General features: G+C 69.9%; 19 protein-coding genes. 10 read left to right on the top strand and 9 right to left on the bottom strand.

What is annotated here, in order from left to right; translation table 11 throughout:
• Positions 1–136: 136 nt before the first annotated feature.
• A complete protein-coding gene (locus tag OHA88_RS09450; RefSeq protein ID WP_328625093.1) occupies positions 137–913 on the bottom strand; it encodes a bestrophin-like domain in 777 nt (258 codons plus the stop codon).
• Between the two features lie 15 nt (positions 914–928).
• Complete coding sequence (locus OHA88_RS09445) at positions 929–1060, bottom strand: hypothetical protein (RefSeq protein ID WP_328625092.1); 132 nt, start codon at positions 1058–1060, stop codon at positions 929–931.
• A 573-nt stretch (positions 1061–1633) separates the two neighbouring features.
• On the opposite strand from OHA88_RS09445, the gene OHA88_RS09440 reads away from it, so the two are divergent.
• The 3 genes from OHA88_RS09440 (at position 1634) to OHA88_RS09430 (ending at position 5803) form a co-directional block, all read left to right on the top strand.
• Entirely contained in the window at positions 1634–2611 is a 978-nt protein-coding gene (locus OHA88_RS09440) for an SCO0930 family lipoprotein (RefSeq protein ID WP_328625091.1), read from the top strand.
• Between the two features lie 202 nt (positions 2612–2813).
• Positions 2814–3632 (top strand): SAM-dependent methyltransferase, encoded by an 819-nt coding sequence (locus OHA88_RS09435; RefSeq protein WP_328625090.1) that lies wholly within the window; start codon positions 2814–2816, stop codon positions 3630–3632.
• Positions 3629–5803 (top strand): putative bifunctional diguanylate cyclase/phosphodiesterase, encoded by a 2175-nt coding sequence (locus OHA88_RS09430; protein ID WP_328625089.1) that lies wholly within the window; start codon positions 3629–3631, stop codon positions 5801–5803. Before OHA88_RS09435 ends, OHA88_RS09430 begins: the two co-directional genes overlap by 4 nt.
• A 128-nt stretch (positions 5804–5931) precedes the next feature.
• Here OHA88_RS09430 and OHA88_RS09425 read toward each other — a convergent pair whose 3' ends face one another.
• Positions 5932–6846 carry a LysR family transcriptional regulator gene (locus OHA88_RS09425; RefSeq protein ID WP_328625088.1) on the bottom strand — a complete coding sequence of 305 codons (915 nt, stop codon included), beginning with the start codon at positions 6844–6846 and terminating at the stop codon, positions 5932–5934.
• A 95-nt stretch (positions 6847–6941) separates the two neighbouring features.
• Between OHA88_RS09425 and OHA88_RS09420 the strand changes: the two genes are divergently transcribed.
• The 3 genes from OHA88_RS09420 to OHA88_RS09410 are packed head-to-tail and all read left to right on the top strand — an operon-like array spanning position 6942 to position 10343.
• On the top strand, positions 6942–7649 hold the full coding sequence (locus OHA88_RS09420) for a succinate dehydrogenase (protein ID WP_328625087.1): 708 nt from the start codon (positions 6942–6944) through the stop codon (positions 7647–7649).
• 1 nt (position 7650) lies between these two features.
• Positions 7651–9600, top strand: a complete 1950-nt coding sequence (locus OHA88_RS09415; protein ID WP_328625086.1) for a fumarate reductase/succinate dehydrogenase flavoprotein subunit — start codon at positions 7651–7653, stop codon at positions 9598–9600.
• The gene (locus tag OHA88_RS09410; protein ID WP_267008436.1) at positions 9597–10343 is read left to right on the top strand and encodes a succinate dehydrogenase/fumarate reductase iron-sulfur subunit; all 747 of its coding nucleotides are present in this window, start codon (positions 9597–9599) and stop codon (positions 10341–10343) included. Before OHA88_RS09415 ends, OHA88_RS09410 begins: the two co-directional genes overlap by 4 nt.
• Before the next feature lie 57 nt (positions 10344–10400).
• On the opposite strand, the gene OHA88_RS09405 is transcribed toward OHA88_RS09410, so the two are convergent.
• Positions 10401–12824 carry an excinuclease ABC subunit UvrA gene (locus OHA88_RS09405; RefSeq protein WP_328625085.1) on the bottom strand — a complete coding sequence of 808 codons (2424 nt, stop codon included), beginning with the start codon at positions 12822–12824 and terminating at the stop codon, positions 10401–10403.
• A gap of 171 nt (positions 12825–12995) precedes the next feature.
• Here OHA88_RS09405 and OHA88_RS09400 point away from each other — a divergent pair, with 171 nt between their 5' ends.
• A complete protein-coding gene (locus OHA88_RS09400; RefSeq protein WP_328629634.1) occupies positions 12996–13484 on the top strand; it encodes a phosphatase domain-containing protein in 489 nt (162 codons plus the stop codon).
• Between the two features lie 61 nt (positions 13485–13545).
• Here the strand turns inward: OHA88_RS09400 and OHA88_RS09395 are convergent, their stop codons facing one another.
• On the bottom strand, positions 13546–13761 hold the full coding sequence (locus OHA88_RS09395; RefSeq protein ID WP_030933957.1) for a dodecin: 216 nt from the start codon (positions 13759–13761) through the stop codon (positions 13546–13548).
• A 202-nt stretch (positions 13762–13963) separates the two neighbouring features.
• Between OHA88_RS09395 and OHA88_RS09390 the strand changes: the two genes are divergently transcribed.
• The 3 genes from OHA88_RS09390 (at position 13964) to OHA88_RS09380 (ending at position 17162) form a co-directional block, all read left to right on the top strand.
• Entirely contained in the window at positions 13964–15220 is a 1257-nt protein-coding gene (locus tag OHA88_RS09390; protein WP_328625084.1) for an extracellular solute-binding protein, read from the top strand.
• Between the two features lie 194 nt (positions 15221–15414).
• A complete protein-coding gene (locus OHA88_RS09385; protein ID WP_328625083.1) occupies positions 15415–16317 on the top strand; it encodes a GNAT family N-acetyltransferase in 903 nt (300 codons plus the stop codon).
• A complete protein-coding gene (locus tag OHA88_RS09380) occupies positions 16314–17162 on the top strand; it encodes a lysophospholipid acyltransferase family protein (RefSeq protein WP_328625082.1) in 849 nt (282 codons plus the stop codon). Before OHA88_RS09385 ends, OHA88_RS09380 begins: the two co-directional genes overlap by 4 nt.
• On the opposite strand, the gene egtD is transcribed toward OHA88_RS09380, so the two are convergent.
• The 4 genes from egtD to egtA are packed head-to-tail and all read right to left on the bottom strand — an operon-like array spanning position 17105 to position 21484.
• Positions 17105–18067 carry an L-histidine N(alpha)-methyltransferase gene (gene egtD, locus OHA88_RS09375; protein ID WP_328625081.1) on the bottom strand — a complete coding sequence of 321 codons (963 nt, stop codon included), beginning with the start codon at positions 18065–18067 and terminating at the stop codon, positions 17105–17107. The genes OHA88_RS09380 and egtD overlap by 58 nt on opposite strands.
• Positions 18064–18819, bottom strand: coding sequence for an ergothioneine biosynthesis protein EgtC (gene egtC, locus OHA88_RS09370; RefSeq protein WP_326607016.1), 756 nt, complete (start codon positions 18817–18819; stop codon positions 18064–18066). The genes egtD and egtC overlap by 4 nt, the downstream gene beginning before the upstream one ends.
• A complete protein-coding gene (gene egtB, locus OHA88_RS09365) occupies positions 18819–20153 on the bottom strand; it encodes an ergothioneine biosynthesis protein EgtB (protein ID WP_328625080.1) in 1335 nt (444 codons plus the stop codon). The genes egtC and egtB overlap by 1 nt, the downstream gene beginning before the upstream one ends.
• On the bottom strand, positions 20150–21484 hold the full coding sequence (gene egtA / locus OHA88_RS09360) for an ergothioneine biosynthesis glutamate--cysteine ligase EgtA (RefSeq protein WP_328625079.1): 1335 nt from the start codon (positions 21482–21484) through the stop codon (positions 20150–20152). The genes egtB and egtA overlap by 4 nt, the downstream gene beginning before the upstream one ends.
• Positions 21485–21533: the final 49 nt, after the last annotated feature.

The raw sequence follows: 21533 nt of genomic DNA, 5'->3' as shown, positions 1-21533 counted from the left end.
AGCTGCGGAACGGTTTCCCACAAAGCGTCAGATATGCACCTCGATGGGAGAAACGCTAGAAGTGCCGCATATCATGCGCGATCGGGGTCCGGCGAATGGGGCACGGGTGTCCCTCGGGCGGCGCACCGCCATGTCGTCAGGACGACGGCCCGCCCCCCGCGTTGGGGAACAGATCCAGGAACGGCGCCGCGGTGGCGGAGATGCCGCGGCCGAAGGGGGAGTCGAAGTCCCAGATCAGGAAGAGCAGGAAGGCGATGAGCACGCTGAACAGTCCGGCCAGCAGCAGTTCCCGGAACGTTCTGCGGATCTGCAGGGTGAAGATCAGTCCGACGGTCACCAGCGCCCCGGTGATCAGACCGAACCAGACGACGCCCGGCATGGTGGCGCCGGCACTCTGCCCGCGGGCGCTGCGCGCGTCGTCGGCCGCGGCGACCTGGTCGACCAGTGGCTGATAGGCCTGCCCCTCGTGGTCGGTCTTCGGCCGGTATTCGGTGACATCGGCACGTACCCGGCCGAGGAGTTCCGCGCCCCGGTCGGTGAGATCTCCGTGCTTGCTCATCGCCTGCCACTCGTCGTCGACGACATAGCCGACGTACGCGTCGACGTCGGCGCGGATCCGGGAACGCACCTCGGCCGGGTAGACGGAGGAGCGGACGTTCACTTCGTGCAGGGCCTGGGCTTCCTGGCGTACGTACTCCTGGGCGGCGCTGCGACCCTCCCAGACGCCCGCGATGGCGAGGCCGAGCACGATCGCGTACACCACGCCGATCATCATCGTCATGTACTCGATGACGTCAGGGGTTTCCGACGGGTCGTCGTCCTCCGCGATCCGGCGGTTGTTGAGTACGGCGATGGTCAGCACGACGGCGCAGGCCGCGGCCATGGCGAGGGTGAGAACAAGCCATTCCGACATGGGCTTCTCCGTGGGTCATCGGGAGCGGGGACGTAGCACGGCGACGGCGAACACCGCGGGGGCGGTGATCAGCAGGGTGAGAGTGACCAGGGAGGGACCGCGCTGCGGGACCTTGCGCGGCGGCCTGCGGTAGGCGGGTAGTGCCACCGGCCTGGGCGGGGGCGGCGTGGGGCGTGCGGAGGGCGGGGGCGGGGGCGGCGGCGGAGGTGGCGGCGCGGGCTCCGGTTCCGGTGCGGGCGGTGGCGGTGGCGGTGGTGGCGGGGGAGGAGGCGGCGGAGGAGGAGGCAGAGGGGGCGTAGGGGGCGGAGGCGGTGGTGGGGGCTCGGGCCGGGGGGTCGGCTTGGGCGCCGGGCCCGCCTGGCAGTGCCCGTCGCCCGTCGTGGCGACCGCCGCGTTCTCGCTGTCGTCCCCGATCGAGGCGTACGAACAGTTGTCGGCCGCCGCGGGTACCGGGGCGGCCAGGAGCCAGATGAGGGCGAGGGCTGCGGTGAGCCGCCCTACGAGTGATCCGTACACGACGGGGAGCATGTTCCGGCTGGTCGGACCACACGCGGACCGCGGCCAAGGTTCCCCTGATGGAGGGGACCTGGGGCGCCGGACGTTTGCGGCCCCGGAAAATTCTGCGGACGCGTTGAACAAAGAAGCACCCGCCGCCCGTACCTAGGGCCATGAACGGCGCGGACTTGCGTCGCAACTAGCGGAAGAATTACGGGAGTTGACATGAACACCTGGCGGAACGCCTCGCTCGCGGTGACCGCGGCGGCCCTGTTGGCGCTGACGACGGCGTGCGGTCAGGACAAGGGAACCGAGTCCCCCAACGGGCAGAACGTGGGCAATGCGAGCCCGGCCGGACAGGCGGGCAGCGGCTACGACACGGACAGCGGGTACGGCTCCGACACCGGCTACGGCTCCGATTCCGGGGCGCAGTCCGCCAAGTCGAAGCAGGCCGGACAGCTCGCGGTGTGGGACAGCAAGAAGCTCGGCAAGGTGCTGACGGACAGCGAGGGATTCACGCTCTACCGCTTCGACAAGGACACCGCGAGTCCGCCGAAGTCGAATTGCGAAGGCGACTGCGCGAAGATCTGGCCGGTGGTTCCAGCGGGCAATGTCACGGCCGCCGCCGGCACCGATGATGCTCTGATCGGCAAGGTCACCCGCGCGGACGGCACCCAGCAACTCACCATTGCGGGGTGGCCGATGTACCGGTACGCGAAGGACGCCAAGCCCGGCGACGCCAATGGGCAGGGTGTGGGAGGCACCTGGTTCGCCTCCGCTCCCGACGGCAAGAAGGCTGCGGTGAACGCCGACGGTCCTGTCGGTGGCGAGCAGGCCGATCTCGCGGGACTTTCGGTCCGCAAGGACCCGAAACTCGGGAACATCGTTGTCGACAAGCGCGGCATGACGGTCTACCGGTTCAAGAAGGACAGCGCCTGGCCGATGAAGTCGGCCTGCACCGGGGCCTGCCTCTCGAAGTGGCCGGTTGTCGCCCCGTTGGCCAAGAATGATGTTTCGGGTGTCACCACCAAGGGATTTGTCACCTTCAATCGGCCCGACGGACTCAAGCAGCAGTCCATCAACTGCTGGCCCATCTATACGTTCTCCGGTGACACGAAGCCCGGTGACACCAACGGCCAAGGCGTCGGGGGCACATGGTACGCGGTGTCGCCCGACGCAAAGCTCGTGGGCGCCTCGAAGTAACCCCACAACAGCCGTTCCGGACCGGCCCGTCGCTGAATGTCACACTTAGCGACGGGCCGGTTGCACATGCCACTGGTGTGTGACCAATAACGGACCGCTAATTTCCGTTTCCGCTCGCTCTCCTGGCGGTCGATCAGTAGCCTCTGGTCCACACTGACCATGAACATGGCCGGATCGCCGTGGCGACTTGTTGGAGACATCGATGGAGCGTCCCGCCTGGGCACCGCAGGGCATTGACATTTCGGTGCCGAGCGTGTCACGCATGTATGACTTCTATCTGGGCGGATCGCACAATTTCGAGGTGGACCGGGAAGCGGCCCGCAAGGCCATGGAGTTCATGCCGGGACTTCCCAAGATCATGCAAGCCAATCGCGCCTTTATGCGCAGGGCCGTGCGTCATGCGGTGAGTGAGGGCATCACTCAGTTCCTGGACATAGGTTCCGGTATACCGACCTTCGGCAATGTCCACGAAATCGCCCAGGCGGCCGACCCCGAGGCCCGAGTCGCGTACGTCGACCACGACCCCGTTGCGGTCGCGCACAGCCAGGCCGTACTCGAGGGCAACGACCGGGCGGTGATCGTCACCGCCGATCTGCGGCGCCCGCAGGAGATCCTGAAGAGCCGCGAGATCACCGAACTCCTCGATATGGACCGTCCGGTGGCGCTGCTGCTCGTAGCCGTCCTCCACTTCATCGAGGACGCCGACGACCCGCAGGCGGCCGTCGCCGAACTGCGCGAGGGGCTCGCGCCCGGCAGCCTCATCATCATCACCCACGCCTCGTACGAGGGCATTCCGCTCACCCAGGAGGAGGCGGGGGGTGCGGTCGGCGTCTACCGGAACATCCGCAACCCGCTGATCATGCGGTCGCGCGACGAGGTTGCCAGGTTCTTCGACGGCTACGAGATGGTCGAGCCCGGTCTCGTGGCGATGCCGGAGTGGCGTCCCGATACCTCCGCGGCGCAGGAGCCGGAAGACCCCTATGCGTTCTCGGGCTTCGCCGGAGTGGGACGCAAGGCGTGAGCATTCCCGCCCAGGCGTCCGACGCACCGGACGCGGAGCCCGACGGTCCCGAGGACCGGCTCCGAAGATTCGCGACGATCTGGAGCCGGGCCACCTTCCCGTCGACGGCCACCTCCATGACCCGTCCGGAGTTCGAGCAACACCTGCTGCCGCTGGCCCGCAGACTGAGTGACATCCTGCACGCCCGGCCCTTCGACGCGGCGGCCGCGAACAAGGTGGGGGCCGCGCTCGTCGACGCGCACTGCACGGACCCGGAGGCGCTCAGCTCCACGCTCGGCGTCGTCGACTCGTACCTGGTGCTCTACTGCGGCGGCAATGGCCCGGTGGCGCTGTCGACCGAGGACAGCCGGGCCCGCTGCGCCCGGATGCAGCACGCCCTCGCGGGCGGCTTCACCCAGGCGCTGCGCGAACGGACCCTTGCCGAGCAGGAGGCCATCGCCCGCTCGGCGCTGACCGCCCGCTCCAACGCCGAACAGGCCCTGCACGCCACGGAGGCGCGCTTCCGTGCCGTCTTCAAGGACGCCGCCATCGGCATCGGGATCGCGGACCTGGAAGGCAACGTGCTGGAGGTCAACGACACCTTGACCCGGATGTTCGGCGGGCTCGACCACCATGTCCGCAGCCACAAGGTCAACGAGTGGGTCCACCCCGAGGACTCGCCGTACGTGTGGAAGTACTACGACGAGCTGGTACGCGGCGAACGCGAGCACTACCGGGTCGAGAAGCCGTACTACCGCAACGACGGCACCGTGCTGTGGACCAACCTCACGGTGTCGCTGCTCCGCGACTCCGAGGGACGGCCGGAGTACCAGTTGGCGCTGATGGAGGACACCACGGAGCGCCGGCTGCTCAATCTGCGGCTGCGCTACGAGGCCACCCATGACGCGCTCACCGGGCTGCCCAACCGGACGCTGTTCTTCGAGCGGCTGGAGAAGGCGCTGTCCGCCGACGACGGCAGCCGCTTCGGGCTCTGCTACCTCGACCTCGACGGTTTCAAGGCGATCAACGACAGCCTGGGCCACGCGGCAGGGGACCGGTTGCTCGTCGAGGTCGCCGACCGGCTGCAGAGCTGTGCGACCGCGCCCGGGGAAATGGTGGCGCGGCTCGGCGGTGACGAGTTCGTGGCACTGACCACCGGGCCCGGCACCGAGGAGGAGGTCGACGAGCTGGCCGGCCGGATCCTCGGCGTACTCGCCGGCCCGATCCGGCTCGACGGCCGCGAACTGACGGTGCGTGGCTCCATCGGCGTCGTCGAGGGACCGGCGGGCGAACGCACCGCCGCCGAAGTGCTGCGCAGCGCCGACATCACGATGTACCGGGCCAAGTCGGCGGGCGGCAACCGTTTCGAACTCGCCGACGCCGAGGCGGACGCCCGCGCCATCACCCGGCACGGGCTCACCACCGCACTGCCCGCCGCCCTGGACCGTGGCGAGTTCTTCATCGAGTACCAGCCGCTCGTGCACCTCGGTGACGGTACGGTGCACGGTGCGGAGGCCCTGGTGCGCTGGTGCCACCCGCAGCACGGGGTGCTCGGCCCGGACCGGTTCATCCCGCTCGCCGAGCACACCGGGCTGATCGTGCCGCTCGGGCGCTGGGTGCTGGAGGAGTCCGTACGGCAGGCCAACTTCTGGCAGGAGCGGCACAGCGACGGCGGCCCGCTGCGGATCAACGTCAACCTGTCGCCGACCCAGCTGCACCACCCGCAACTGGTTGCCGAGACGGTCGATGTCCTGGAGCGTTCGGGCCTGGAGCCGAGGGCGCTCTGCCTGGAGGTCACCGAGTCCGCGCTCATCGGGGCGGACGACGATCTGCTGAAGCCGCTGCGCCAACTGGCCGAAATGGGCGTCGACATAGCGCTCGACGACTTCGGCACGGGGTACTCGAACCTGGCGAATCTGCGTCGGCTGCCGGTGAGCGTGCTCAAGCTGGATCGTTCCTTCACCCAGGGCATGCAGCAGCATCCGGCGGACCCGGTCGACCTGAAGATCGTCGAGGGGATCGTGTCGCTGGCGCACAGCCTGGACCTGGCAGTGACGGTGGAGGGCGTGGAGACGGGCGCCCAGGCGGAGCAGCTGCGGAAGCTGGGCTGCGACACGGCGCAGGGGTGGTACTACGCGCGGCCCGGTGCGCCGGACCGGATCCACTCGTTGCTGCTGGCCGACGCGGTCTGAACGGGGAGACGGGGCACCGGTTCCGTCCTCAACCGCCGGACGGGCTTGATCACCCCGTCCGGCAACCGCCGACGAAGGCCGGAACCAAGCCCGTCGGGCGCCCACAGCCGAACACGGTCCGGGGGAGATCAAGCCCGTCCGGCGAGCTGATCCCGGTCCGGCCGGCTGGCCAGCAGCACCTTCTGCAGCTCCCGCGCCGCCCGTGGCGGCGCCACGTCACTGCGGTGCGCCAGCGCGATGGTGCGCCGCAACCCCGGCGGGGCCAACGGCGTCGTCCGCAGATCGTGCCCCGCCCGCGTCGCCACCATGCTCGGCACCACCGCCACCCCGAGCCCGGCCCGTACGAACCCGAGCACCGCGTCCATCTCGCCGCCCTCCACCGTGAACGACGGCTCGAAGCCCTCCGTCCGGCAGGCAGCCACCGTCAGTTCCCGCAGGTCGTAGCCGTGCCGGAACATCACCAACGGCTCGCCCTCCAGATGCGCGATCCGTACGCTGCCGCCCCTCCCGGGCCGCGGAGCCTCCGCCGCCGACACCACCACCAGGTCCTCCTGGAACAGCTCCACCGTCGTCAGCGCCGGAGACGCGGCAGGCAGCGGCAGCACCACAAGTGCGAGATCGAGTGCGCCGCGCGCCAGCTCCCGTACGAGGTCGTGCGAGCCGCCCTCCTCCAGCAGCAGCTGGATCCCCGGATGCCGGTCGTGGAAGGCACGCAGCACGTCGGGCAGCAGTCCTGTGCAGAGGCTCGGCGTCGCGCCGAGCCTGACCCGGCCCCGGCGCAGCTGGGCCAGCTCCTGCACCTCGTGGCGGGCGGTGTCGGCGTCAGCCAGGATCCGGCGGGCGAGCGGCAGCAGCGCCTCGCCCGCGTCGGTGAGCGTGATGTTGCCGCGGGCCCGGCTGAACAGTTCTGCCCCCAGCTCGTTCTCCAGGGCCCTGATCTGTTGGGAGAGCGACGGCTGGGAGACATGCACCTCCTCCGCGGCGCGAGTGAAATGCCGCGCCTCGGCGACGGCCACGAAATACGTGAGCTGCTGGAATTGCATACACGCAGCATAAACCTCGCGATAGGCCGTGCCTATGGATATGAGCCATGTCATGTCTTGGACTGATGAGGCCCTTCCGTCCTAGCGTCGTCTGCATGGCATTGGCAACCCGGACGGACCGACGACCGTCCATGACGCGCACGCTCTGGGACTCGTCCGTCGGCAAGAAGGCGATCATGGCCGTGAGCGGCCTGATCATGCTCCTCTACTTGGTCGTTCACATGGCGGGCAACCTGAAGATCTTCTTCGGGTCCGGCGAGTTCAACCACTACGCCCACTGGCTGCGGACCTTGGGTGAGCCCTTCCTGCACTACGAGTGGGCCCTGTGGATCGTCCGGGTGGTGCTCGTCGCGGCTGTCGTGCTGCACGCCACCTCCGCGTACCAGCTGAGCCGTCGCGACATCAGGGCGCGCCCCAGCAAGTACGTCCACAAGAGGGCCCGCGCGAGCTATGCCACCCGCACCATGCGCTGGGGCGGGATCATCCTCGCCCTGTTCATCGTCTGGCACATCCTCGACCTGACCACGGGCACCGTGCACTCCGGCGGCTTCCAGTCCGGGCATCCGTACCAGAACGTCATCGACACCTTCTCCACCTGGTACGGCAACGTCATCTACATCGTCGCCATGCTCGCCGTCGGACTCCATGTCCAGCACGGCTTCTGGAGCGCCGCACAGACCCTCGGCGCGGGCAGAGCGACCCGCGACCGTGTTCTCAAGACCATCGCCAACGTCCTCGCACTGGTGCTGACGGTGGGCTTCATCTCCGTACCCGTCGCCGTCATGACCGGAGTCGTGAGCTGACATGATCGACTACTCGCACTACGAGACCGGTGCACCCGTCGTCGACACCAAGGCCCCCAAGGGCCCCGTCGCCGAACGTTGGGACACCCGCCGCTTCGAGGCCAAGCTCGTCAACCCGGCCAACCGGCGCAAGCACACCGTCATCGTCGTCGGCACCGGCCTGGCCGGCGGCTCGGCGGGGGCGACGCTGGCCGAACAGGGCTACCACGTCGTCCAGTTCTGCTTCCAGGACTCGCCCCGCCGCGCCCACTCCGTCGCCGCCCAGGGCGGAATCAACGCCGCGAAGAACTACCGCAACGACGGGGACTCGATCCACCGGCTCTTCTACGACACGGTCAAGGGCGGCGACTTCCGCGCCCGCGAGTCCAACGTCCACCGGCTCGCCCAGATCTCCGTCGAGATCATCGACCAGTGCGTCGCCCAGGGCGTTCCCTTCGCCCGCGAGTACGGCGGTCTGCTCGACAACCGCTCCTTCGGCGGCGTCCAGGTCTCCCGTACGTTCTACGCCCGCGGCCAGACCGGGCAGCAGCTCCTCCTCGGTGCCTACCAGGCGCTGTCGCGTCAGATCGCCGCAGGCAACGTCGAGCTGCACGCACGGACCGAGATGCTCGACCTGATCATCGTCGACGGCAAGGCCCGTGGCATCGTCGCCCGCGACCTGGTCACCGGGAAGATCGACACGTACTTCGCCGACGCGGTCGTGCTGGCCAGCGGCGGCTACGGCAACGTCTTCTACCTGTCGACGAATGCCATGAACTCCAACGCCACCGCCATCTGGCGCGCCCACCGGCGCGGCGCGTACTTCGCCAACCCGTGCTTCACCCAGATCCACCCCACCTGCATTCCGCGCACCGGCGACCACCAGTCCAAGCTGACGCTGATGAGCGAGTCACTGCGCAACGACGGCCGGATCTGGGTCCCGAAGGCCAAGGGCGACAACCGGCCGGCCAACGAGATCCCCGAGGACGAGCGCGACTACTACCTGGAGCGCATCTACCCGGCCTTCGGCAACCTCGTACCTCGTGACATCGCCTCGCGCGCCGCGAAGAACGTCTGCGACGAGGGCCGCGGCGTCGGCCCCGGCGGACAGGGCGTCTATCTCGACTTCGCGGAGGCCATCCAGCGGATGGGCAGGGCCGAGGTGGAGGAGAAGTACGGCAACCTCTTCGACATGTACGCGCGGATCACCGCGGAAAATCCGTACGAGACTCCGATGCGGATCTACCCCGCCGTGCACTACACGATGGGCGGACTCTGGGTCGACTACGACCTGCAGACCACGATCTCCGGCCTGTTCGCGATCGGCGAGGCCAACTTCTCCGACCACGGGGCCAACCGGCTCGGTGCCTCGGCGCTGATGCAGGGGCTCGCCGACGGCTACTTCGTCCTGCCGTCGACCATCAACGACTACCTGGCCCGCAACCCGCACCACGACGAGGTCGACGCCTCGCACCCGGCCGTGGAAGAGGCCCTCGCGGAGACCGAGGACCGGCTGAACCTGCTGCTCGCCGTCGACGGGGACCGCACTCCCGACTCCTTCCACCGGGAGATCGGCGAACTCATGTGGGAGTACTGCGGCATGGCCCGCACCGAGACGGGGCTGCGCAAGGCACTCGACCGGATCCCGCAGATCCGCGAGGAGTTCTGGCGTCGCATCAAGGTCCCCGGCACCGGTGACGAGTTCAACCAGTCCCTGGAGAAGGCCAACCGCATCGTCGACTACCTGGAGCTCGCCGAGCTCATGTGCCTCGACGCCCTGCATCGCGCCGAGTCCTGCGGAGGCCACTTCCGCGAGGAGTCGCAGACCCCGGACGGCGAAGCCGCCCGCCGGGACGAGGAGTTCTCGTACGCCGCCGCGTGGGAGTTCAGCGCCACCGGCGAAGCCCCCGTCCTGCACAAGGAAGACCTCGTCTTCGAGTACGTCCACCCCACTCAGCGGAGCTACGCATGAAGCTCACCCTGCGCGTCTGGCGCCAGAAGAACGCCGACGCCCCCGGCGCCATGTCCACCTACCAGGTGGACGGCATCTCGCAGGACATGTCGTTCCTGGAAATGCTCGACACCCTCAACGAGGAGCTCATCCTCGCCGGAGACGATCCCGTCGCCTTCGACCACGACTGCCGTGAAGGCATCTGCGGCGCCTGCAGCCTCGTCATCAACGGTGACGCCCACGGCCCGGAACGCACGACCACCTGCCAGCTCCACATGCGGTCCTTCCAGGACGGCGACACGATCGACATCGAACCGTGGCGCGCCTCGGCCTTCCCGGTCGTCAAGGACCTGGTCGTGGACCGCTCGGCCTTCGACCGGATCATCCAGGCGGGCGGCTACATCTCCGCCCCGACCGGCACCGCACCCGACGCGCACGCCACCCCTGTGCCCAAGCCCGACGCCGACTTCGCGTTCGAGCACGCCGAGTGCATCGGCTGCGGCGCCTGTGTGGCGGCCTGCCCCAACGGCTCGGCGATGCTCTTCACCTCGGCGAAGATCAACCACCTCAACGTCCTGCCGCAGGGCGCCCCCGAGCGCGAGACGCGGGTGCTCGACATGGTCGACCAGATGGACAGCGAGGGCTTCGGCGGCTGCACGCTCACCGGGGAGTGCGCCACGGCCTGCCCGAAGGGCATCCCGCTGCCGTCCATCTCGGCCATGAACAAGGAGTGGCTGCGAGCGACCCGCAAGGTACACCGCTAAGGCCTCGCCGTCATTCCGGTCCGGGAGCCGCCCGCTCCCGGACCGGAGGGCGAAGGCTCAGCCCAGTCGTAGCGCCGCCGACAGGTACGGTGCCGTCCGGCTGTCCGCCGCACCCGCCACCTCCGCCGGCGGTCCGGCGGCGACGATCCGGCCGCCCCGGTCCCCGCCGCCCGGACCGAGGTCGATCACCCAGTCGGCGCCCGCGACGACCGCCATGTCGTGTTCCACGACCACCACCGTGCTGCCCCCGTCGACCAGCCCGTGCAACTGCCGCATCAGCACCTCGACATCGGCCGGATGCAGACCCGTGGTCGGCTCGTCGAGCAGATACAGGGTGTGGCCGCGGCGGGTGCGCTGCAACTCGGTGGCCAGCTTGATCCGCTGCGCCTCACCACCGGACAGCTCCGTCGCCGGCTGCCCCAGCCGCAGATAGCCGAGCCCGACATCGAGCAGCGTCCGCAGACTGCGCTCGGCGGCGGGCGTCCCCGCGAAGAAGCCGGCCGCCGACTCCACCGTCAGGTCCAGCACCTGCGCAATGTTCAGCCCGCGCAGTGTCACCTCCAGCGTCTGCGGGTTGTACCGCGCACCATGACAGTCCGGGCAGGGCGCATACGTGCTCGGCAGAAAGAGCAGCTCGACGGAGACGAACCCCTCGCCCTGGCAGGTCTCGCACCGTCCGCCCGCCACATTGAACGAGAACCGCCCCGCCCGGTAGCCGCGCTCGCGCGCCAGGTCGGTCGCGGTGAACAGCTTCCGTACGACGTCGAAAAGCCCGGTGTAGGTAGCCAGGTTGGAGCGCGGGGTGCGGCCGATCGGCCGCTGGTCGACCTGGACGAGACGGTCCACCGCCTCCAGCCCCAGCGCCGATGCGCACCCCGGCACGGGCCGCTCGGCGGGGAGATCGGCGGTCGTGGAAGCCTGTCGGTCGGCGAGGGCCCCGGCGAGCACCTGGCCGACCAGCGTAGATTTGCCCGAGCCGGAGACACCGGTGACCGCCGTGAACACCCCGAGCGGGAACGCGGCGTCGACTCCGCGCACATTGTGCCGGTCGACACCGATCAGCTCCAGCCACCCGGAGGGCGTACGCGGCTCCCGTGCCGGCACCGGACCCCCGTCGAAGAGGAACCGTCGCGTCGCCGACTCCTGCACGTCCGCGAGCCCGGCCGGGGGCCCGCTGTGCAGCACCCTGCCCCCGTGCTCGCCGGCCAGCGGCCCCACGTCGACCAGCCAGTCCGCCCGCCGCACCACATCCATCTGGTGCTCCACGACGAAGACCGAGTTCCCGGCCTCCTTCAGCCGCCCGAGGACTGCGAGCAGCGACTCGGTGTCCGCCGGGTGCAGACCGGCCGACGGCTCGTCCAGCACATAGACGACCCCGAACAGTCCCGACCGCAGCTGGGTGGCGAGCCGCAGTCGCTGCAGCTCGCCGGAGGACAGCGTCGGAGCCGTACGGTCGAGGCCGAGATAGCCGAGGCCGAGCTCGGTCACCGTCTCGATCCGGGCCAGCAGATCCGCCGTCAGCACCCGCGCGGTGTCGTCGCCGCCCGCGGCCGACAGCAACTGGGCGAGATCCGCGAGGGGAAGTGCGGCCAGCTCGGCGATCGTACGGCCCGCGAAGGTGACGGCCATCGCCTCCGGGCGCAGCCGGCTGCCGCCGCAGACCGGGCAGGGGACACCGGTCAGGAAGCGTTCGGCCTTGGCCCGCAGGGTGCGGCTCTTGGAGTCCGCGAAGGTGTGCATCACATAGCGCCGCGCGCTCATGTACGTGCCCTGGTAGGGGCGCTGGATCCGGCCCGCGTCACGCACCGGATGGACCGTCACCACAGGCTGCTCGTCGGTGAAGAGGATCCATTCCCGGTCCTTCGCGTCCAGTTCGCGCCAGGGCCGGCCGATGTCGTACCCCAGCGTGTCCAGCACGTCGCGCAGGTTCTTGCCCTGCCAGGCGCCCGGCCAGGCCGCGATCGCACCGTCGCGGATCGACAGCGACGGGTCGGGGACGAGCAGCTCCTCCGTGGTGCGGTGGATCAGGCCCAGGCCGTGACACTCCGGGCAGGCCCCGGCGGCGGTGTTCGGCGAGAACGCGTCGGAGTCCAGCCGCTCGGCGCCCGCAGGATACTCCCCGGCGCGCGAGAACAACATCCGCAGCGAGTTGGACAGCGTGGTGACCGTCCCCACGGAGGACCGGGCGCCGGGCGCGGACCGGCGCTGCTCCAGGGAGACCGCGGGCGGCAGCCCGGTGATCTCGCCGACCTTGGGCGCGCCGACCTGGTGGATCAGCCGGCGGGCGTACGGGGCGACGGACTCGAAGTAGCGGCGCTGAGCCTCGGCGTAGATCGTCCCGAAGGCGAGCGAGGACTTCCCCGAGCCGGAGACGCCCGTGAAGACGGTGAGGGTGTCGCGCGGGATGTCTACCCGGACGTCCTGCAGATTGTTCTCGCGGGCGCCGCGCACCCGGACGTACCGATCGTGGGGGGTGGGCATGCGCGCGGGGCTCCGTACGGATCGGGACAGGGATGACACCTGAGGGCAAACAGCATGATCCTAGGCGTCGATGGTGGCCGGGCCCGGGAAAAGGCCTGCCGCAGGCCGTGCGAAGTGACCTGGGAGTCCGGAGGTGTGGACGCGTTGTTCGGCGCCCAGGACACTGGAGGCGTGATGGACGACGCCCGGCCGCTGGCCGTATTCGACCTGGACGGCACGCTCGCGGACAGCGGCCACCGGCAGCATTTCCTGGAAGGAGCCCGGCGTGACTGGACCGGCTTCTTCGCCGCCGCCGTCGACGATCCGCCGCTCGACGAGGGCGTACGGCTGGTGCTGAGCAGCGCCGAGGAGTGCGAGATCAGATATCTCACCGGACGCCCCGAGCGCTGCCGCCGCGACACCGTGGCCTGGCTGGAGGAACAGGGCCTGCCCGAGGGGCGGGTGTACATGCGCCGCAACGACGACCGCCGGCCGGCCCGCCACACCAAGCTGGAGATCCTGAAGAGGCTGGGCCGGGAGCGTGACGTGCGGATGCTGGTCGATGACGACGAGCTGGTCTGTGATGCGGCCGAGCAGGCCGGGTTCGCCGTCGTGCGGGCCCGCTGGGCCGTGACCTCGGCTTCGATGCGGGACGCGCAGGAGCGCGAAGGGCGTACGTGACGCCGTCGAGCCGGCTCGGGTCGTCACGTCGGGCCGGCCCGGCTGTGCAGGTTGCGCCGGCTCAGCTGGTCTCGTCGAGCCGGAAGCCCACCTTCAGGCCTACCTGGTAGTGCTCGATCCGGCCATCCACGATCTGCCCGCGCACTTGGGTGATCTCGAACCAGTCGAGGTTGTGCAACGTTTCCGAAGCCCTTGCGACGCCCCTGCGGATGGCGTCATCGACCCCTTCGTGGGAGGTTCCTACGATTTCGGTGACCCGATAGGTGTGGCTTGACATCGTGTGTCTCCTTTCGTCCTTACCACGGTGCCCCATCCGGCCCTGGTACGCGAGGGGTCGGGGTGGGGAACGTGTCGTGAACTGGTCTTGACCAAATTGATTGGTCCATACCAAAATCCAGCCACGCCCGTGCGAGCACCGCCCGCAGTCCCCCCACATCGGGTCCTGTACCAGTCGTGCTGTTTCGCAGAAGGTGACCCCTGTGAAGAACCGCGTACTCATCGGCGCCGTCGCGCTCGTGTCCACCGTTGTACTGGGTGGCTGCGGCTATCTCCCGGGATCGGGTGGGTCCGGCGACAAGAAGGTCACGATCTGGCTGATGAAGGACAGTGTTTCCGCCGACTTTCTGGACCGCTTCACGAAGTCGTACGAGGGCGAACACCCCTCCATCGAACTGGAGTTCAAGATTCAGAGCTGGAGTGGAATCGGCCCCAAGGTCACCGCGGCCCTCAAGGGCAAGGACACCCCGGACGTCATCGAAGTCGGAAACACCCAGGTCGCCCAGTACGCGGAGAGCGGCGGTCTGCGCGACCTCACTCTCGAATCGATGCGTGACCTCGGCAGCGAGGACTGGCTGCCCGGCCTGGCCGACCCGGGCAGCATCGAGGGCATTCAGTACGGCATCCCCTGGTACGCGGCCAACCGTGTGGTGATCTACAACAAGGACCTCTTCGAGCAGGCAGGCATCAGGAACCCGCCGAAGACCCGGCAGGAGTGGATCGAGGACAGCCGGGTGCTCAATCGGAAGGGCAACCAGGGCATGTATCTCGCGGGCCAGAACTGGTACGTGCTCGCCGGGTTCATCTGGGACGAGGGCGGCGAGCTGGCCATCGACAGCGGTGGCGAATGGGAAGGTGCCCTGGACACTCCCGCCGCACTCAGGGGTATGGCCTTCTACAAGGATCTCCAGTCGTACGGCAAAGGTCCCAAGGACGCCGACGAGGAAAGGCCCCCGCAGACCGACGTGTTCGCCAAGGGCGATGTCGCGCAGATCATTTCCGTGCCGGGCAGCGCAAAGCTCATCGAGCAGAAGAACCCCGAACTCAAGGGGAAACTCGGATACTTCCCGATCCCCGGAAAGACCGTGAAGAACCCCGGCTCCGTATTCACCGGCGGTTCCGATCTGATCGTTCCGGAGAAGGCGGCCGAGCGCAGCGCCGGTATAGACGTGATCACGGCGCTCGCGGGCGAGAAGTGGCAGGAGGACCTCGCCCGGACCATGAGTTACGTGCCCAACAAGCCGACCCTCGCCCATGTCATCGAGGGCCAGGAGGGCACCGCCGCGATGGCCGAGGGCGCCAGGCGTGGGCATGCCACCCCCAGCTCGCCCCAGTGGGCGGCGGTCGAGGCCGCAAACCCCATCAAGCCGTACATGACGGCTGTCCTGCAGGGCGGCGACCCGCTGGAGGAGGCCAAGTCCGCCTCGGAACGGATCACCGCCCAGCTCGCGGGCAGCTGAGGGACAGCTTGATCGATGTACGGCAGGGCGCCCGGTCCGCCGCCCCGCACCTCGGGATTCAGCCGTCGCACATCCAGGCTCTCCACAGCGGTCATGTCGAATCCAGCCGGTCACGGAAGAAGTAAGGGGCCGGGCCGTCGCAGCAGTGCGGCAGCCCGGCAGCCGCCCTTGCCGATCCGTCCCCGGAGACCGTCATGAACGCGCTGCCCACTCCACCACTCGTCGCCGGACCGCTCACCTCCGTCCCCTCCGTACCGCAGCAGCCCGCCCCGGTGCCGGCCACCCCGGCACTGTCCGAAGCCCCGGCCCCGTCGGACCGTCCGGCCGCGCCGCTCTACCGGGTCTCCCTCGCCGTCAGCCAGGAAGACGTGCGCGCCGCTCAGCGGCTGCGCCACCAGGTCTTCGCCGGTGAACTCGGCGCCCGCCTCGACGGCCCCGAACCCGGCCTGGACAGCGACGCCTTCGACTCGTACTGCGACCACCTGCTGGTACGGGAGGTGGCGAGCGGCGACGTCATCGCCACGTACCGACTCCTGCCGCCCGAGCGGGCCCGGATCGCCGGCCGTCTCTACGCGGAGAGCGAATTCGATCTCGGCCGCCTCGGCCCGATCCGCGACGACCTGATCGAGGTCGGCCGCTCCTGCGTCCACCCGGCCCACCGGGACGGCGCCGTCATCGCCCTCATCTGGGCGGGCCTGGCCCGCTACATGGAGCGCAGCGGGCACAACTGGCTGGCCGGCTGCTGCTCGATCTCCCTGGCCGACGGCGGCGTGCTGGCCGCCGACTCCTGGGACACGGTGCGGACGAAGTACCTGGCCCCCGAGGAGTACTGGGTCGCCCCGCACCGTCTTTGGCAGCCCACCGCCGCCACCCGCCCCACCGGAGCCGTGGGCGCCGCCGGGCGGACCACCGCGCGCACCGGGCTCGCCGTCCTCCCGCCGCTCCTCCGCGGCTATCTGCGACTCGGTGCCTGGGTCTGCGGTGCGCCCGCGCACGACCCGGACTTCAACGTCGCCGACCTCTACGTACTGCTGTCGCTGCGCCGCACCGACCCGCGCTATCTGCGCCACTTCCTGTCACTCGCTCCGCTGACATGAGCGTCTGGCTGCCCACGGCACCCTGCACCCCGCACACCTGCGCCGGTCACACCGGCCCCGTGCGCGGCCGGCTCGCGGCCTCGGCCCTGCTGGTGGCGGGATGCATCGTCGTCCTCGTCGGCGTGGTGTGCGTCCCGGCCGTGCTGGTGCTCGGCCAGGCACCTCGCGACCGGTTGATCCGGTGGTGGGCGTACGGGGTGGTGCGGGCGTTCGGTGTACGGGTACGGGTGATCGGCCGACCGCAGCCACCGGCCGGAGAGGCGCACGCCGGCGCGCTCGTCGTCGCGAACCACATCTCGTGGCTGGACATACCGCTCGTCGCCGCCGTGCTCCCCGGCCGGATGCTCGCCAAGAGCGAGATCCGGCGCTGGCCGGTGCTCGGCGCGCTCGCCGCCCTCGGCGGCACGCTGTTCGTCGAGCGCGACCGGCTGCGGGCGCTGCCCGCGACGGTGCGCGACATCGCGGGGGCGCTGCGCGGCGGGTCCCGGGTGGTGGTGTTCCCCGAAGGCAGCACCTGGTGCGGGCGCGGAACCGGCGGCCGGTTCCGGCCCGCCGCGTTCCAGGCCGCGCTCGACGCGCACGTCGATGTCCGCCCGGTACGTATCACCTACCGCACCGCGCGGCCGGGCGAGCCGGCCGCCGGCGCCGCCGCCTTCGTCGGGGACGATCCTCTCACCGCCTCACTGTGGCGTGTGGTCACGGCGGCCGGGCTGACCGCAGAGATCCGCGTCCTGCCGCCGATCCCGGCGGGCACGCTGCCCGGCCGCCGCGCGCTCGCCCGTGCCGCTCAGACCGCCGTTGCCAGCGACAGTGCGAAGCGCTCCGCGGAATCCGTCCACCACTGAGTCAACCTCAGCCCGGCCGTGGCGAGCTCGCCACGGATCCCCTCCTTGCGGAACTTCGCCGACACCTCCGTGCGCATGTCCTCGCCGGCCTCGAACGGAACCACCAGATCCAGCCCGGGGATCTTCACCGTCAGCGCTCTGCGGGCCCGCAGGCGCATCTCGATCCACTCCTGCCGACGGTCCCACAGCGCCACATGGTCGAAGTCGGCCGGGTCGAAGTCCGCGCCCAGCTCCCGGTCGACGACGGTCAGTACGTTCTTGTTGAACGCCGCCGTCACTCCGGCCGCATCGTCGTACGCCGCGACCAGCACCTCCTCGTCCTTCACCAGATCCGTGCCGAGCAGCAGCGCGTCGCCCGGCGAGAGCAGCGACCGTACGGACTTCAGGAACACCGCCCGCTCGTCCGGCAGCAGGTTGCCGATCGTGCCGCCCAGGAACGCGACCAGTCGCGGTCCCGGCGTGTCGGGCAGCACGAGCTCGCCCGTGAAGTCGGCGATCAGGGCGTGGACCGAGAGATCCGGCCGTTCCACGAGCAGCGCCTCGGCCGCGCCTCGCAGCGCGCTCTCGCTCACGTCCACCGGCACGTAGCTGTGCAGTCCGGGCAGCGCGTCCAGCAGATGCCGGGTCTTCTCCGACGAGCCGGAACCCAGCTCGATCAGGGTCTTCGCCCCGGACGCCGCGGCGATCTCCGGCGCGCGGGCGACCAGGATCTCCCGCTCGGCGCGGGTGGGGTAGTACTCGGGGAGCCGGGTGATCTCCTCGAACAGCTCGCTGCCGTGCGCGTCGTAGAACCATTTGGGCGGCAGCGTCTTCGGGTGCCGGGTCAGGCCGTGCAGCACATCGGCGCGCAGCGCCGCGTCCGTCGCGTCCACCGGCAGGGTGCGGGTCAGCAGAAAGGGACTCACTCGGTGGGCTCCTTGAGCGGGGTGAGCAGAACGTCGGCGCGGGTCGCGGCCAGCAGAGTGCGGTCGGGGACCTCGCGCCAGTGCGGATCGTCGTCGTAGGGTTCCGAGGCCACGACCGTTCGGTGGCCCGGCTCGGCCAGATACCACAGGGTGTCGCCCCAGGCCGTGGCCACGATCGTCGTACCGTCGGTGAGCAGCAGATTCAGCCGCGAACCGGGCGCCGCCTCCGCGACCTCGCGCACCGTGTCGGCGACCGCCTGGGGCACGTCGTCGCCATCCGCGACCCGGTGCTGCACCAGCGCCCAGATCAGGGCCGAGTCGCAGCGGGCGGCAAGGGCGAGGAGTTCGGCCGGGGGCAGGGTGGCGGCAAGCGGCGCCAGCGATCCGGGCCAGCCCTTCACCGCGCCGTTGTGGCTGAACAGCAGCCGCCCCGCTGCGAACGGCGCAGCCGCGGCCTCACCGTCCGCGTCCCTCTCGGTGGCGTCCCGGACGGCGGCGAGCAGCGCCGTGCTGCGTACGACTCTGGCCAGATCGTCGAACGACTGGTCGGCCCAGATGGGTCCCTGGCGCCGGTAACGTCCGGGGACCGGGTCGCCGTCCGCATACCAGCCCACGCCGAAGCCGTCCGCGTTGACCGTTCCGTACTTCTGCCGGCGTGGCTCCCACGACTGGCGGACCAACGCGTGGGGCGGCCGGGTCAGCAGCTCACCGAGCGCCACGGGAGGCCCCAGATAGGCAATATGGCGGCACATCAGAGATCCCTCGCGGTACGGAATCCGGAGAAGATCTGGCGCCGCACCGGAAGGTCCCAGTTCCGGAACGTGCCCCGGCAGGCCACGGCGTCCACGGCGAACGAGCCGCCGCGCAGCACCTTGTGGGCAGGCCCGAAGAAGACCTCCGAGTACTCGCGGTAGGGGAATGCCGAGAAGCCCGGATAGGCGAGGAAGTCGCTCGACGTCCACTCCCACACGTCGCCGATCAACTGCCGTACTCCTAGCGGTGACCGACCCGCCGCATAAGCCCCGGCCGGTGCGGGCCGCAGATGGCGCTGGCCCAGGTTGGCCCGCTCGGGGGACGGGTCCTCGTCGCCCCACGGATACCGCCGCGAACGCCCTGACGCAGGGTCGTGGCGCGCCGCCTTCTCCCACTCGGCCTCGGTGGGCAGCCGGCGCCCCGACCAGCGGGCGTACGCGTCCGCCTCGTACCAGCTGACATGGATCACCGGCTCGTCGGCGGGCACCGGCTCGGTCACCCCGAAACGGCGGCGCAGCCACTGGCCTCCGTCCCGGTGCCAGAACAGCGGAGCGGTCAGCCGGTGCTCACGGACCATCGCCCAGCCCTCGGGTGCCCACCAGCGCTGATCGGTGTAGCCGCCGTCCTCGATGAAGCGTTCGTACGCGCCGCAGGTGACCGGAGCCGTGTCGATGAAATACCCCGGCACCTCACGCACATGGGCGGGGCGTTCGTTGTCGAGCGCCCACGGCTCGGTCGACGTACCCATGGTGAACGGGCCGCCGGCAACCATGACTTCGGCGGGCAGCGAGGCCGCGTCGGTGGGTCGCGGCGGCTCCGGTGCGGTGAGGACGGCCGGACCCGATCGCAACTGATGGGTGATCAGCATGGTTTCGTCGTGCTGCTGCTCGTGCTGGGCAATCATTCCGAAGGCGAAGCCGGCCTCCACGAGCGGACGGTCACCGATCAGTGCGGTGCTCTCCAGGACGTCCAGGGCCCTGCCGCGCACCTCCGCGGCATACGAGCGGGCCTCGGCGGGCGGCAGCAGCGGAAGAGAGGGGCGGCTGGCCCGCGGATGCTCGAAGGCGTCGTACAGCCCGTCGATCTCGGGGCGCATCGCCTCCCGCCCGGCCACTCCGCGCAGCAGCCACAACTCCTCCTGATTGCCGATGTGCGCGAGGTCCCAGACCAGGGGCGACATCAACGGTGAGTGCTGGGCCGTCAGTTCACGGTCGTCGACGCTGTCGGTGAGGAGCGTGGTGCGTTCCCGGGCGGTGAGGAGCGCCGCGAGAGCGCGCTGCCGGAGCGCCTCCGTATCGAGATCGGGCGTCGGGGTTGCGGGGGATTCAGTCATGAGCGGGCTTTCCTTCCCTCTTCCGGACGGAGCGCCGGGGGCACCGCATGCACCGAGGGCATCGCGAGCAGTTCGGGCAGATCGTCGGCCGGACATCGGCCCCGGGCGACGAAACGGTCGTGGAAGTCCGCCACAGCCTGCTGAACGGCCTCGGACGCACCCAGTCGGGGCAGAGCCTCCAGCGCCACTTCGAAGCAGGTCGTGGCTGTCACCCGCAGTTCCGGGTCGGCCAGGCCGTCACGGGCGGCGCCGACCCAGAGAGGATTGCGCGGAGCGGACCGCGCGCCTGCTATCTCGGCCAGAGGTTTGACGGTGCGGTACACGGTCTCGGCAGCCTCCGGGTCGTCGAACAGGGCGGTGGTGACGGCGAGCGGCACAAGCCATCCGTCGTCACCGAACTGTGCGTCGATCATGCGCAGTTCGAGATGTCCGCGCGGGCGAGCCGGCGGAAACAGCGTGGTCATGTGGTACTCGAGATCGGCGCGCGTCGGCGGCCGCGGCGCACCCGTACGGATCCAGTCCCGGAACGTCAGACCGACCGGCACGGCCCACGGCGCCTCGTCGCTCCGGATGCACATCACCGGGGCGTCGAGCACATGCGTGGCCCAGTCGTCGCGCGGGGCGAAACGGCCCGGCGGTGCCAGGCTGCGTACCGGATCGAGGTCGGCCCACAGCGACTGGCGGGTGGACCGCCATCCCGTCGGCCGGCCCTCCCGGTACGGCGAGTTGGCGAACGCCGCCACCAGCACCGCACCCAGCAGATGCGCCAGCTGCCAGCGCCGCCCGTAGCCGAGCGGCCCCGGCTCCTCCTCGCCGGCGTCCAGACAGACCTGGACGGACGCGGTGGAGCACATCATGGCGCGACCCGCCGGTCCCGACCGGTCCAGCGAGGCCTCCAAGGCGTCGTAGCGGGGCTCGTGCAGCAGACGACGTGGGGGATGCCACGGATCGACGCCGAGACCGACCGGTACGAGGTCCAGCCGGCCGAGCGCGGCACGTACGGCGGCCAGGTCGGTGGCCATGGCATCGACACAGGCCATCAGGGAGTCCGCCGGCTGTGAGCTGAGCTCCAGCTGTCCGCCGGGTTCGAAGGTGAGCGCCGCGCTGAGCGGCAGCGCGCCCACGGCGGCGACGGCCGCGTCGATGCGGTCGTGGGCGACCGGGGTACGGGGCCGGTCACGGTCGTGAATGAGCCATTCGAGCTCGACACCGACCGTCCGGGGCGGGCCGGTCTTGAAGCAGATGCATCGCAGTAAATCCTCAGCCTCGCCCTCACCGAGGGGGCGGTCGTAATCGGTCGGACCGTGGCCGACGGGTGCGTCCGGTGACATGCCGGGGCCTCCTTTTTCGGTACGTCCGTACCACCCAAACCCTTGCGGG

This window comes from Streptomyces sp. NBC_00353, from assembly GCF_036108815.1.
Lineage (GTDB): Bacteria > Actinomycetota > Actinomycetes > Streptomycetales > Streptomycetaceae > Streptomyces.
Note: the sequence above shows the minus strand (reverse complement) of the source record. Positions and strands in the feature narration are given on the sequence as shown.